Raw genomic sequence first — 13,710 nt, 5'->3', positions numbered from 1 at the left:
ATGTTCCGTCGCGGCAGCGGGGAGGGATACTGGCGTTTACGGTAGTTCGGCGAACCGTTCGACGTCCTCGGTGCGGCCCGACACCAGCACCACGTCGCTGTAGACGAGTTCGGTCTCGGCGGTGGCGTAGGTGAACTCCTCGTTCTCGCTCTTGACCGCGACGACGGTCACGCCGTACTTCTTGCGCAGGCTGGAGCGGCCGAGCGGGACGCCGGTGTACTCCTTCGGCGGCCTGCTCTTGATGAGCGCGAAGTTCTCGTCGACCTGCATGTAGTCGAGCATCCGGCCGCTGACCAGGTGGGCGACGCGCTCGCCCATGTCGTGCTCGGGGAAGACCACGTGGTGGGCGCCGATGCGGCGCAGGATCTGGCCGTGCTGCTCGCTGACGGCCTTGGCCCAGATGTCGTCGATCTCCAGCTCGGCCAGCAGCGAGGTGGTGAGGATGCTGGCCTCCAGGTCGCCGCCGATGGCCACGACCGCGCGGTAGAAGTCGGGGACGCCGAGCTGGTTCAGCGTCTCCATGTCGGTGGCGTCGGCGGTGGCGATGTGGGTGATGCGCCCGGCCAGCGACTGCCCGACCTTGGGCCGGTTGTCGATGGCCAGCACCTCGGTGCCGCGCCGGGTGAGCTCCAGCGCGATGGCGGTGCCGAAGCGGCCGAGGCCGATCACCACCACCGGGTCGCTGTTCTTGTCAGCCAACGAGAACCCTCTCCTCCGGGAGTTCGTAGCGTCGGGTGCGCTCCTGCATGGCCAGGGCGGTCCCCAGGGTGAGCGTGCCCGTCCTGCCCATGAACATGAGCAGGGTCAGGACGATCTGTCCGGCGGGCGAGAACTGCGCGGTGATGCCGGTGGACAGGCCCGTCGTGGTGAAGGCCGAGATCACCTCGAAGAGCACCTGGTCGAGGGCGAACGGGCTGATCACCAGCAGCACGTACGTGGCGACCACGACGACGGCGACGCTGAGCAGGCTGATGGCGATGGCCTGGCGCTGCACGGAGTCGGGCACCCGGCGGTGGCCGATGTTGACCCTCGGCTCGCCGCGCAGCTCGGCCCAGATGACGAACGCGAGCACGCCGAAGGTGGTGACCCTGATGCCGCCCGCGGTGCTGGCGCTGGCGCCGCCGATGAACATGAGGACGTCGCTGACCAGCAGGCTGGAGGTCTCCATCTGGCCGATGTCGACCGAGTTGAGCCCGGCGGAGCGGGTCATGGTGGAGGCGAAGAAGGCGGCCAGCAGCTTGCCGCCGTCGTCCAGCGGGCCGAACGTCTTCGGGTTGTCCCACTCGGCCACCAGCAGGAACAGCGTGCCGATCGCCAGCAGCGCCAGCGAGATCCAGACGGTCAGCCTCGTCATGATGGACCACGAGCCGGGACGCCGCCAGGTGCGCATGAGCTCGAAGACCACCGGGAAGCCGAGCCCGCCGACGATGACGGCGGCCGAGGCGGTCAGGCTGATCCACGGGTCGGCCACGAACCTGGTCAGGCTGTCGGGCCACAGGGCGAATCCGGCGTGGTTGAAGGCCATGATGCTGTGGAAGACGCCGTAGTAGGCGGCCTGGCCGAACGACTCGCCGTACCCGATCATCCAGCGCCCGGCGAGGACGGCGGCGAAGACCGCCTCGCAGGTGAGGCTGAAGACGACCACGCGGCGCGCGATCGAGCGCACGTCGGCGACGCTCAGCATGCTGGTCTCGGCCTGGGCGAGCAGCCGGAAGCGCAGGCCCACGCGGCGGCCGACGATCACCGCGAACAGGGTCGCGAACGTCATGATGCCGAGGCCGCCCACCTGCACGAGCCCGGCGATGACCACCTCGCCGAAGACCGACCAGTGCGACTGGGTGTCCACGATGGCCAGGCCGGTGACGGTGACCGCGGAGGTGGCGGTGAACAGCGCCTCGACCGCGGTGGCGTCGGCGCCGACGGTGGAGATCGGCTGCATGAGCAGGAACGTCCCGGCGAGCACGAGCAGGCCGAAGGAGGTCACCACGACCTGGGCCGGGTGATGGAAGCGGGAAAGGACGGCGGCCGTCCAGCGGGCACGCCTGCTGAACGCCATCACGGCCGGCTTCTCGCCCCGTGTACGCCCGGCCGGCCTCCCGTCGCCACCATGGCGCCGATCCTAGCCACTCCCCGGCCATCCTCTAGCGCTGGGTGAGGCTGTCCTCGGGCTCCTCCGCCCCGGCGCCGCCGCGTCGCAGCAGCCTGACCACGTACGGCCCGGCCAGCACCGCCAGCACGATCACCCCGGCGGTTCTGGCCAGCCCGGCGTACCCGAGCCACGACACGATCGTCCCGGCGGCCAGCGCCCCGGCGGCGGCGGTCAGCTGCATGAGGAAGTCGGAGGCGCCCTGGGCCATTGGGCGGCGCGGCACCGGGATGGCCGTGGTCAGCACGATCGACCCGGCGATGAACCCGGCCGACCAGCCCGCGCCCAGCAGCACGAGCCCGGTTCCGACGAGGACCGGCCCGTCTCCCGACTGCAGCACGACGGCCGCGGCCACCTGCAGAAGCAGTCCCGCCGCCAGGAGCCGTCCGGGCCCGATGCGGTCGGCCAGCAGGCCGGCCAGCGGTCCAGGCAGGAACATCGCGGCCACGTGGAAGCTCACGACGACGCCGATCACCTGGAGGCCGGCGCCGTGGTGGTACAGGTGGATGCCGGCCATGTTCATGAGCGCGATCATGACGGCGTGCACGGTCACCAGGCCCACCAGGCCGTGCCGGGCGGCCGGGATGGCGAGGACGGTGCGCACCGCGCTCCGCAGGGGGATCCGTTCCGGCGCGGCGACCAGGCTGAGCGGGTCGGGGCGCAACCCCAGCGCGACGACCAGGGCCCCGAGGACGAGCAGCACGGCGGTCACGACGAACATCCCGGTCATCGGCGGCAGTCCCGAGATGACCCGGTCGGCGAGCGGGATGAGCAGCGGCCCGGCCACGCCTCCGGCCAGCGAGGCCCACTGCAGCAGGCCGAGCGCCCGGCCCGGCCGTTGCGCCAGGTCGGTGGCGGCGAAGCGGGCCTGCAGCCCGGCCGCGATGCCGCCGCCGGCCAGCAGGCAGCCGGCCAGGAACAGGGGGAAGGCGTCAAGGTGGTGGCCGGGCACGATCAGCAGCACCCCGGCCCCGCTCAGCAGGGAGCCGGTGGCGATGCCGGCGCGGCGGCCGTGCCGTACCGCGAGGGCGGCCAGCACGATCGTGAACACCATCGCCCCGGAGGTGACGAGCGCCTGGGAGAGTCCCGCGAGCGTCTGCGATCCGGTCATCTGCTCGGCGAGCAGAGGCAGGACGGGGCTGAGGACACCCATGACGATGGTGCCGATGACCTGGGAGAAGAGCAGGACGACGAGGGTTCGCCGCTGGACGAGCCTGATGTCGGTCATGTCGTCCATGCTGGGGTGTGGCGCGCCTTGGGGCATAGGTGCCTTAGGGGGTGGCGGTGGTGAGCTCCTCGGCGGGCCGGCGCAGGCGCCGGAAGGCGGGGACGAGGACCGGCAGGAGCAGCAGCCCCAGGGCCCCGGCGATCATGAAGGTGGGCCCGAAGCCGAGCGCTCCCGCGATCGCCCCGGCCAGGCCGCCGGCCGCGGCGTTGCCGAAGGCCTCGGCGCAGTAGAGCAGCGTGTAGTCGGTCCCGGCCTGGCCCTGGTCGGACACGGCCATGAACAGGGCGTACACGGTGACCGCCGCGGACGTCACGAACAGGTAGCCGAGCGCCTGGGCGACGATCGGCACCACGATGCCGTCCCCGGCCAGCAGGAGCCAGGCGCCGAGCCCCAGCCACACCACCGCCGACAGCGCCAGCGCGGTGAACAGGTACCGGTGGAAGCCGAGCTTCACCGTCAGCCTGGGCGCGACCACGGCCCCGGCGATCGAGACGGCCGTGACGGCGGTCGCCGCCGTCACCGAGATCGTGGTGTACGAGGCCCCCTGGTGAACCAAGAGGCTGCTGACCAGCCCGTAGCCCATCATGAGCGGCAGCTTGTAGGCCGCCGACAGGGCCAGCAGCCCCCAGGAGCCCTGGCGGCGCAGGAAGCGGCGGATGGAGGCGCGCTCGGCGGCCGGCTCCCCCGCGTCGGCGCCGAAGTGGGCGCGCGACAGCCACAGCGGCGCGAGTCCGGCCAGGAGCAGCAGCACCAGGCAGGCGACCGTGCCGGGCCAGCCGAGCAGCGCGTAGGCCAGCAGGGTGCCGCTGCCGCCCGCCACCAGGCCGACGGAGAACGCGCCGCCCTGGACGGCGTTGGCGCTCAGCCATCCGCGTCCGGCCAGCCGGGTGACGGCGAGGGCGTCGGTGGCGATGTCCTGGGTGGCGAACAGGATGTTGAGCACGAACAGTACGGCCAGCAGCCAGGTGAAGTCGCGCACCGGGTCGACCGCGAGCAGGACCGCGGCCGCGGGAACGGCGGCCAGCTGGCAGGTCAGCACCCAGCCCGCCCGCCGGCCCGCGCCTAACCGCACCGGCGGCATGCGGTTGTCGATCTGCGGCGCCCACAGGAACTTCAGCGCCCACGGCATGATGAGCACGCCCAGCATGCCCAGCTGGCCGAGCCCGACGCCGGCGCCGTAGAGGATCGCGGGCAGGGCGACGAGGGAGAAGCCCACGGGCACGCCCTGGGCGAAGTAGAGGCCGGCCAGGACGGGCAGCAGTCGGTTCACGTGGTCTCCATGACGGCGTTCAGCAGGCTCATGCCCAGGGGCAGCTCGGTGACGTACTCGATGGTCAGCCCGGCCTGGCCGAGCAGGGCGCGGTACTCGGGCAGGGTGCGTTCGCGGCCGTCGGTCATGACCATCATGTGGAGGTCGAAGGCGGCGGGCAGCAGGGCGTCGGCGCCGGCCACGCGCTCGATGACGAGCAGCCGGGCGCCGGGCGGCATGGCCTTGGCGCAGTTGGCGAGGATGGCGGCGCACTGCTCGTCGTCCCAGTCGTGCAGGACGCGGGAGAGCATGTAGACGTCGCCGCCGTCGGGCACGGCGGCGAACAGGTCGCCGGCCACCAGTTCGCAGCGCTCCAGCACGCCTTCCAGGTGCGGCCCGGCCGTGGCGATCACCTCGGGCACGTCGAACAGCACGCCGCGGGCCTCCGGTACGGCGCGCAGCACCTCGGCCAGCAGGGCGCCGGTGCCTCCCGCCAGGTCGACCACGGTGCGGGCGCCGGTGAAGTCGTGCTTCTCCGGGACGCGGCGGAAGTACAGGGTCCCGGCCGCCATGCCGGCGTTGAACTCGGCCGCCTTGTCCGGCTCGTCCGCCAGGTAGTCGAAGACGGGCCGGCCGTACACGTGGTGGAAGCCCTGCTCGCCGGTGGTGACGTTGCTCTCCAGCGCGGCCCAGGAGGCGGTGAAGTAGTCCGAGGCGTACAGGGCGGCCAGCGGGCCGAGCTGGTCGCGGCGCAGCAGGGCGCCCATCTCGGTCAGCGCGAAGCGCTCGCCGCGCCCCTCCAGGATCCCGGCCGCCGCCAGCAGGCGCAGCAGCCGGGTGAGGGCGCCCGGGTGCACCTGCAGGGCCTCGGCCAGGTCCGCGGCGGTGCGCGGGCCGTCGGCCAGCGCGTCGGGGATGCCGAGCCTGGCAGCGACGTTGGTCGCCTGCGCCACCCACCCGCCGGTGAGAATGCGCATGAGCTCGTTCTCGATCATGGTGGTGCTCCTCAAGGAGTGGACGGCGGCGCGGCGGCGAGCACGGCCCGCATGACGTCCTCCCGCCGGTCCTGCAGGTAGAAGTGGTCGCCGGGCAGGGTGCGCAGGGTGAAGCCGCCGCTGGTCAGCTCGGCCCAGCGCGCGGCCTGCTCGGCGCTCACCTCGGGGTCGTCCGCGCCGACGAGGGCGAGGACGGGGCAGTCGAGCGGGGCGTCGTGGCGGTGCCGGTAGGTCTCCTCCAGCCGGTAGTCATGGCGTACGGCCGGCAACACCAGCTCCCTGATCACCGGATCCTCCAGCAGTTCCGGGTCGGAGCCGCCCAGCCTGCCCAGCTCGGCGGCCAGCTCGTCGTCGGAACCCAGGTGGGCGCCGACGGCCACCCGTTCGTGGGCGGCGTGCCGTCCGGAGACGACCAGGGCGGCGACGCCGCGGCCGCGGGCGCGCAGCTCGCGGGCGCTCTCGTAGGCGATGAGCGCGCCGAGGCTGTGCCCGAAGAGCACGGCGGGCCGGTCGAGCAGCGGCGTCATCGCCTCGGCGACCTGCTTGGCCAGCAGGGCGACGCTCTCGGCAAACGGCTCGCCGGACCGGTCGGCCCTGCCCGGGTACTGCACGGCGCGCACCTCGGCCCCGGGCGAGCCGCGATGCCAGAGCCGGAAGAAGGCGGCGCCGCCTCCGGCGTGCGGGAAGCAGAACACGCGCAGCGCGGCGCCGGGGCGGACGTCGTAGCAGTGGAAGGGGTTCATGCGATCTCCTCGGCGGCCAGCGGCCTGGGCGGTTCCTGCGTGAGCAGGTCGGGGCGGCCGATGGTCCTGGTCAGGTCGAGCCAGACGCGGCCCAGCGTCAGGTGGTACTGGCCCTGGCTCAGGGGGTCGCCGTCGCCGGTGACGGCGTCGTGCAGGCCGGTCAGCGCCCGCCGTACCCCCTCCGGCCACAGGCGGGTGACGACGTCGCGGAAGGCGGGCGCCTCGGCGGGCCCGAGCACGGTGGCGCTGGGCAGTTCCAGGCCGGGGCCGCCGGTGGCGAAGCGGCCGTCGTCCTCGCGGCCGACGTACATGCGGGGGCTCCACACCAGCGGGCCGTGGGTGTTGACCAGCGTGAGGCTGCCGCCCTCGGCGCCGAGCGTGATCCGGTGCAGCAGGTGCAGGTGGGCGTCGGGGTCGTTGGGGGCGATCTGGTTCTGCACGCGCAGTGTGAGCGGCACGCCGCCGAAGCTGCCGCTCACGCTGGTGAACGGCGCGCCTGGCGTGGCCGCGGCGAACGACCAGGGGCGCGGCGAGCCGAGCGCCTGCCCGAGGATGTCGAGCAGGGCGTAGGCGACGTGGACGCTGCAGGCCGCGTCCACGTACAGCGGCTGCTGGAGGGCGCGCAGCCTGCGGGCGGCCTCGACGAAGCGGCGGACCGGCTCCAGGTGCGGGTAGAGGGTGTTGAGGTGGTGCACGACCCCGGCCGACCTGGCGGCGCGCAGGACGCGGGCCAGCTCGTCGGGGTGCACGGGGTGCTCCTGGAGCACGTGCACGCCCTGTTCGAGCAGCGCCGCGGTCAGTTCCGTGCCGTCGCCGCCGACGACGCCCGAGCGCACGACGACGCAGGCGGCGTCGGCCACCTCGGGAACCTGGCCGGGGTGGGTCAGCAGCGGGACGCCGTGCTCGCGGGCGCGGGCGGCCGACCTGGCGCTGCCCTTGGCCAGGATGCCGGTCAGCTCGAACGGCCCTTCGCGCAGCGCGTCCAGGTAGACCTGGCCGAACGTGGTGCCGCAGACCACGATCCGCTTCACAGCTCGCCCTCCTCGATCGGCGGAGCGTGCGGGTCCAGGGGCGCGACCGTCGTGCTCAGCTCGGCCTGGGCCACGGGCGCGATCGCGCTCAGCACGGCCGCGGGATCGAGCACGTCCGCCGCGTAGTGCGTGCCCGGTCCCGGCCCGCCGGCCAGGACCGTGCGCGCCGCGTGTGCCGCGACGGCCGCGGTGAGCGCGGAGGTGTCCGTGGTGCGCAGGGCGAGAGTGCGGATGCCCCCCTGAGCATCACTCCCTTGAAAAAGCATGACATAGTACGGTGTACGTCCCGCAAGTTCGAGAGCCGCGGCCCGCTCCAGGTCGGCGGCCGATCCCTGCGCGAGGGCCAGCACCCGCTCCCGCGAGGTCACCGTGTACCAGCGCGACTCCCCCACCCCGAGCCGGCGGGCCACCCGTTCCGCCTCGGTGGTCAGGTAGGGGTGCAGGGTCACCCGCTCGGGGAAGTACGGCAGCTCCACCTCCTCGGCCGGGCTCAGCGCCCGCGAGACCCGTACGCCTCCGCGCCAGGCGGCCAGTGCCTCCCCGTACCCGCCGGACAGCAGGACGTCCTCGGCCGCGGCCGGGGTGAGGCGGTCGCGGCCGCCGGTGAAGACGTCCAGGCGGGCGGCCGTGCCCGGCTCGGCCAGCAGGCGCGGGAGCAGGCCGGACAGGCCGGGCAGCATTCCGGCGGACACGATCGCGGTGCGGCCGGCCGTACCGGATCGGGTGAGCAGGTCGTGCAACGGGTCGTCGCCGGCGGCGTCGACGTAGTCCGCGCCCGCCGCGAAGGCGGCCCGCGCGACGCGGTCGCCCAGCCGGTGCGAGGGGCCCGCGCAGTTGACCACGACGCGGCAGCCCGCGCAGAAGGCGGCCAGCGCGTCCGGGTCGTAGGCGTCGGTGCCGCCCGACCTGCTGCCCCGGCGGACCTCGTGGTCGTCCAGCAGGGCGGCGACGGTACGGCCGACGGCGCCCGATGCGCCCAGCACGCCGATCACCGGGCGATCCTGCGGGCGACGGCGGCGGCGTGGGCGGGGTCGAGGCAGGTGAAGTGGTCGCCGTCGACGTCCTCGACGGTCAGGCGGCCCAGGCACAGCTCGCGCCAGAAGGCGGTCATGTCGTCCTGCAGAGTGGGCACCAGGTTCGTGACGCCGCGCTGGCGCAGGAAGGTCAGGTCGCCCGCGTACGGCTCGGGGTCGTAACGGGTGACGGCGGCGAAGCTCTGGCGGAAGACGCGCAGCGCGCCGTCCACGTCCGTGCCCGCCTCGCGGGACAGGGCGGCCACGCGCTCCTCGCGGGGCGTGGCGGCCAGGGCGGCGAAGGAGCGGCCGGTCTCCCCGCCCAGCCCGGCCAGCGCGCCCTGCCCGACCAGGCCGGGCGAGCCGGCCAGCACCTCGCGCAGGGCCCCGGCCAGGTCGAGTGGCGGGTAGCCCAGCCGGGCCGGGTCGATGCCACTGGCCTGCGCGAAGCCGTACTCGATCATGAGATCGTCCTCGACCCGGTAGGGGAAGCGGGAGCTGCTGATCACGGTGAGGCGCTCGACGCGCGCGCCGCTCTCGGTGAGGTGGCGGGCCAGCTCGGTGGCGATCAGGCCGCCCATGCAGTAGCCGATCACCTCGAAGCGGGTGGCGCCGTCCTTGAGCAGGTGGCGGGCGTAGGCGGCGGCGAGCGTCCCGACGGCGGTGGCCGGGTCCAGTTCCAGGTATCCGGCGAGGTCGGCGACGGCAACCCCGACGAGGGGCGCGCCGTCGCCGAGTTCGCGGATCAGCGCGCGGTAGGGGGCCAGCGTGCCGGAGCCGTCGTGGACCAGCACGCGGGTCGCACCGCTCCCCTCCGCCAGCCTGACCAGCGGCGAGGCCGCCGTCGTGCCGCGCTCCCGATCCTCCTGTTCCTCCCTCAGGTGTACGGCCAGCGCCGCCACGGTCGGCTGGTTGATGAGCCGCCTGACCAGGCTGTCCCAGTAGAGGCCGGGCGCGAGCGTCTCCCTGATCCGCCCGGCCAGCTTGGTGACCAGCAGCGAGTCGCCGCCGAGCAGGAAGAAGTCCTGGTCGCGGCCGACCTCGGGCAGGCCGAGCACCTCCGCCCACAGGGCGGCGAGGCCGCGCTCCAGCTCGTCGCGCGGCGCCTCGCCCGCGGCGGCCGACGGCCCGGCACGGCCGGGCACGAGGGCGGCCAGCGCGGCCCGGTCGAGCTTGCCGTTGCCGGTCAGCGGCAGCGTGTCGACGACCTGGACGGTGGCCGGGATCATGTACTCGGGCAGCCGCTCGGCCAGGAACCCGCGCAACTCCGCCAGATCGACCACGGCGCGGTCGGCCGGGAAGCGGGCGGCGAACACGCACTGCCCGAGTGCCGCCAGCGGCTCGTCCCGGCCGGGCAGGCAGGCGTAGGCGGTGGCGCCGGCCTCTTCGAGCAGTGCCAGCCACTCCTCGCGGGTGGTGAACGTCCTGGGCCGGTCGTGCGGGTCCATGAGGAACTCCATCGAGGCCATGATCTGCGCGTGGTCGCGCGTGGTCTCGATGAACACCAGCCAGCCGCCCGGTGTGAGCAGTTCGCGGAAGCGGGCCAGGACCGCGGCCCGGTCGTGCGCGTTGTGCAGGACGTTCGCCGCCACCACGACCTCGAACGCGTTCGGCGCCAGCCCCTGGGCGCGGTGGTCGGCGTTCAGGTCGAAGATCCCGTAACGGACCCACGGGTGCTCGGCGAAACGCTCGGCCGCCTCGTCCAGGAAGAAGCGGGACAGGTCGGTGAACAGGTAGTCCACCTCGTGTCCCGCCAGCTCGGGGATGAGCTCGGCACTGGTGCCGCCCACTCCCGCGCCCACCTCGAGCACGCGCAGCGCTCCCCTCCCGCGCTGCGCGTGCTCGCCGGCGAGGTGGCCGAGGACGTGCCTGGCCACGCCGTTGACGTAGCGGCTCAGGACGTTGTCGCGGTAGGCGCCCTCGGCGGTGCGGGTGGCGGCCTCGGGGAAGAGCAGGTCCCTGGCCTCCAGTTCGCCCCGCATCAGCTCGGGCAGGCGGGCGGTGCCCTGCTTGAGGAAGGCGATCAGCTCGTCGCCGTAGTCGAGGTCCTCGGTGAGCTCCTCGACCCGCCGCCAGGCCGCGTCCAGGGCTGGGCCTTCGCGCAGGCGGTGGTAGCGGCCGGTCACCGGGTCCAGGTCCAGGCGGCCGCGCTCGTGCAGCGCGGCCAGCCAGCGCCGGATCAGCCCGTGGTGCCGGGGAACGACCCCGGCCCGCTCCAGCACCTCCCTCACATCATGGCCCGCACCCTGGTCGCCTGTGTCCTGGTCGTCGAACAGGCCGGCCGCGCGCAGCGCGGCGGCCATCGCGGTCATGGCGATCTCCTCCAGCGTGGCGGCCACCTCGACCACCGCGCCGGTGTCCACCCGCTCGGCTGCGGGCGGGGCGGGCAGCGGCGCCTGCTCGTCGTCCTGCTTCCGTACGGCCTGCGCGAATCCCAGCAGGCGGCGCTCCATCGGCCCGTCGCCGTCGGCGATGACGGCCGCGGCGGCCAGCGACGGGTGGGCCAGCAGCGCCGCCTCCACCTCGGCCAGCTCGATGCGGTGGCCGCGGACCTTGACCTGGAGGTCCTCGCGGCCCAGGAACTCGATGTTCCCGTCGGGCCGGTAGCGGCCCAGGTCGCCGGTCCGGTAGAGGCGCTCCCCGCCGTGGTGGACGAACCGCTCGGCCGTTCTCGCCTCGTCGGCCCGGTAGCCGAGCGCGAGTCCGGCGCCGCCGATGTACAGCTCGCCCGGCACCCAGTCGGGGCACGGCCGCATCGCTGGGTCGAGGACGTGGAAGCTCTGGTTGGCCAGCGGCCTGCCGTACGGGACGCTGGGCCAGCCCGGCGGTTCGCCGTCGATCGGGTGGAAGATCGACCAGACGGCCGCCTCGGTGGCGCCGCCCAGGCTGATGAGGCGGAATCCGGGCAGCCGGCCGCGTACCAGGCCGGGGAGGGTGAGCGGGATCCAGTCGCCGGACAGCAGCCCGAGCCTCAGGGACGGCAGGTCGAGCGCGGGCTCGGCGTCCAGGTAGTGCTGGAGCATCTGGAGCTGGGCGGGCACCGAGTTCCACACGGTCACGCCGTGCTCGGCGATACACGCGGCCCAGTGCGCGGGGTCGCCCCTGCGGGCCGGGTCGGGCAGCACGAGGGCGGCGCCGGTGGCCAGCGTGCCGAAGACGTCGTAGACGGACAGGTCGAAGCCGAGCGCGGCCAGGCCCAGGACGCGGTCTTCCTCGTGGACGCCGAAGCGGGCGGTGATGTCGTCGAGGGTGTTGCGGGCGGCCCGGTGGCTGACCACGACGCCCTTGGGCGTGCCGGTGGAGCCGGAGGTGTAGATCACGTAGGCGGCGTCATCGGGATCACCCGGGGCGTTCACGACAACGCCGGTGTCCCCAGTGATGCTGGTGTTTCCTGTGACAGCGGTGGTTTCGGTGGTTTCGGTGGGGAGCAGGACCAGGCGGGCTCCGGCGTCGGCGAGGATCCGGTCGCGGCGGGCCTGGGGCTGGGTGGTGTCGAGGGGCAGGTAGACGCCGCCCGCCAGGAGCGTGCCGATGACGGCGGCCACCTGCTCGACGCCCTTGTCCATGGCCACCGCCACGGTCTCGCCCGGTGTCAGGCCGCGTTCCCTCAGCGCCCCGGCCACCTCGGCGGCCCTGCGCAGCAGTTCGCCGTAGGTCACCCGCTCCGCCGGAGTGATCACGGCGGTCCGGCCGGGCGCCTGGGCGGCCTGGCGCAGGAACGGCTCGTGGAGCAGGCCGTCGGGCAGCGGGGCCGCGGTGGCGTTCGCCTCGTCCCGCCGCCGGCGCTGGGCCGGGGGGAGGTCCACGGGCGAGTACGCCGCCCAGGTCTCGGGCGCGGCCAGGCGCGGCAGCAGGCCGATGAACGCGGCGAACATGTCGTCCACCACCCCGTCCGGCAGGATCCCCTCGCGGACGTCCCAGTTGACCAGCAGTTCGCCCCGGTGTTCCTTGACCTGGCAGTCGATCCATACCTGAGGTGTCTGGCTGATGCCGTAGCCGGGCCGCCCGCGCTCCGCCTCGTCCTGGCCGAGCCCGATGGCGCTGGTGAACACGACCGGCATCAGGCTGGCGGCCCTTCCCCGCCGCCTGGCCAGTTCCCTGATGACCTCGATGCCGGTGTGCCGCCGATGCTCCAGGTCGTCGAAGAGCTGCTGGCCGACGGCCCTGGCACGCTCGCCGAACGGGGCGCCGGGCGTGGTGTCGACGGCCAGGAGGTTGAGCGAGGTGAAGTCGCCGACCACCCCGCCGATGCCGGGGTGCAGCTCGGGCCGGTCGAGGAGGGTGAGGTTGAGCGTGAAGCGCGGACGGCGGCTCCACCGGCCGACGACCTCGGCGTAGGCGGCCAGTACGGCCTGCGACGCCGTAACCCCCTGCCCGGAGGCCAGCTCCCGCACCGCGGCCCAGACCTCGGCCCCGACCACGCTCTCCCACCGCCGGAACCGCCCAGGCCCACCGCTCAGCGCGGGCAACTCGGGCAGTTCGGGCGCGGCGGGCAGGTCGTCCAGCCGGGCCTGCCAGTAGGCGCGATCACGCTCGTAGCGGGTGCTCTCCCGCCGCGCCCGCAGCGCCAGCACACAGTCACGGAAACTCACCGGTACGGCGGGCAGCCCCGCCTCCGGATCATCATGCAACCCCTGAAACTCCCTCAAAAGCACCTGAATGCTGACATAGTCAGAAATAAGAAGATCAATGGAGGCGTGCAGGACCGCGCCCTCGTCCGTCAGCGTGATCCGCAGCTCGAACAGCGGCCACGCCCCCGCCGGGTAGACGGTGTGCCCCATGTCCTCGCGGATCGCCGCGATCGCCGCCCCGGGATCCACCCCGCGCAGGTCCGTCACCCGGATCTCGTAGTCGGGCACCTCCGGCAGCACCTGCTGGTAGCCGTCGGCGTGCACCACGGCCCGCAGCATGTCGTGCCGCTCGATCAGCGCCCGCCACGCCGCCTGCGCCCGCACCGGGTCCAGTTCGGCGAAGGTCACCTCCACGTACCCGTGACAGGCGACCCCGCCGTACCCGAACGCGTCGTTGCGCCCCAGCAGATAGGCCTGCTGCACGTCCGTCAGCGGGAACGGCTCGAAGCGCCCCGCCGGATCGGCCGTCAGCACCTCCGCCGCCGCCTCGCGCCGCAGAATTTCCAGGAGTTCCCCCTTGACGGCCTGGACCGCCGCGCGCCGCTCGGGCGTCAGCGCGCCCTTCGGCGCGCGGAACCGCAGCCGTCCATCGTCCTCCCACAGCCTGATCCCCGCCGTCTCCAGCTCGGCGATCAGCTCGTGCACGGCAGGCGGCCCGCTCACGGCGCCCCCGC

General features: G+C 73.6%; 9 protein-coding genes. All 9 read right to left on the bottom strand.

Annotation, left to right across the window (positions count from 1 at the left end):
- Window positions 1-36: 36 nt before the first annotated feature.
- Window positions 37-699, bottom strand: coding sequence for a potassium channel family protein (locus ACIBHY_RS06725; RefSeq protein ID WP_397096177.1), 663 nt, complete (start codon window positions 697-699; stop codon window positions 37-39).
- Entirely contained in the window at window positions 692-2,056 is a 1,365-nt protein-coding gene (locus ACIBHY_RS06720) for a TrkH family potassium uptake protein (protein ID WP_397256871.1), read from the bottom strand. The genes ACIBHY_RS06725 and ACIBHY_RS06720 overlap by 8 nt, the downstream gene beginning before the upstream one ends.
- An 85-nt stretch (window positions 2,057-2,141) precedes the next feature.
- The gene (locus ACIBHY_RS06715) at window positions 2,142-3,374 is read right to left on the bottom strand and encodes an MFS transporter (protein ID WP_397306159.1); all 1,233 of its coding nucleotides are present in this window, start codon (window positions 3,372-3,374) and stop codon (window positions 2,142-2,144) included.
- Between the two features lie 43 nt (window positions 3,375-3,417).
- A complete protein-coding gene (locus tag ACIBHY_RS06710) occupies window positions 3,418-4,644 on the bottom strand; it encodes a hypothetical protein (protein ID WP_397306158.1) in 1,227 nt (408 codons plus the stop codon).
- Window positions 4,641-5,618, bottom strand: coding sequence for a methyltransferase (locus ACIBHY_RS06705; RefSeq protein WP_397256877.1), 978 nt, complete (start codon window positions 5,616-5,618; stop codon window positions 4,641-4,643). Before ACIBHY_RS06705 ends, ACIBHY_RS06710 begins: the two co-directional genes overlap by 4 nt.
- A gap of 11 nt (window positions 5,619-5,629) precedes the next feature.
- Complete coding sequence (locus tag ACIBHY_RS06700) at window positions 5,630-6,361, bottom strand: thioesterase II family protein (protein WP_397306157.1); 732 nt, start codon at window positions 6,359-6,361, stop codon at window positions 5,630-5,632.
- The gene (locus ACIBHY_RS06695) at window positions 6,358-7,392 is read right to left on the bottom strand and encodes a Gfo/Idh/MocA family oxidoreductase (protein ID WP_397306156.1); all 1,035 of its coding nucleotides are present in this window, start codon (window positions 7,390-7,392) and stop codon (window positions 6,358-6,360) included. The genes ACIBHY_RS06700 and ACIBHY_RS06695 overlap by 4 nt, the downstream gene beginning before the upstream one ends.
- Window positions 7,389-8,384, bottom strand: coding sequence for a saccharopine dehydrogenase (locus ACIBHY_RS06690; RefSeq protein ID WP_397306155.1), 996 nt, complete (start codon window positions 8,382-8,384; stop codon window positions 7,389-7,391). Before ACIBHY_RS06690 ends, ACIBHY_RS06695 begins: the two co-directional genes overlap by 4 nt.
- Complete coding sequence (locus tag ACIBHY_RS06685; RefSeq protein WP_397306154.1) at window positions 8,381-13,699, bottom strand: amino acid adenylation domain-containing protein; 5,319 nt, start codon at window positions 13,697-13,699, stop codon at window positions 8,381-8,383. The genes ACIBHY_RS06690 and ACIBHY_RS06685 overlap by 4 nt, the downstream gene beginning before the upstream one ends.
- Window positions 13,700-13,710: the final 11 nt, after the last annotated feature.

Origin of the sequence: Nonomuraea sp. NPDC050547, from assembly GCF_044457345.1 — a bacterium.
Taxonomy (GTDB): Bacteria; Actinomycetota; Actinomycetes; order Streptosporangiales; family Streptosporangiaceae; genus Nonomuraea.
This window is presented reverse-complemented; position numbering and strand designations above follow the sequence as displayed.

What these genes read in the sequence shown, in the direction of transcription:
- ACIBHY_RS06705 (WP_397256877.1), bottom strand. Translation starts at nt 5,618, where the DNA reads ATGATCGAGAACGAGCTCATGCGCATTCTCACCGGCGGGTGGGTGGCG.
- ACIBHY_RS06720 (WP_397256871.1), bottom strand. Translation starts at nt 2,056, where the DNA reads ATGGCGTTCAGCAGGCGTGCCCGCTGGACGGCCGCCGTCCTTTCCCGC.
- ACIBHY_RS06715 (WP_397306159.1), bottom strand. Translation starts at nt 3,374, where the DNA reads ATGACCGACATCAGGCTCGTCCAGCGGCGAACCCTCGTCGTCCTGCTC.
- ACIBHY_RS06700 (WP_397306157.1), bottom strand. Translation starts at nt 6,361, where the DNA reads ATGAACCCCTTCCACTGCTACGACGTCCGCCCCGGCGCCGCGCTGCGC.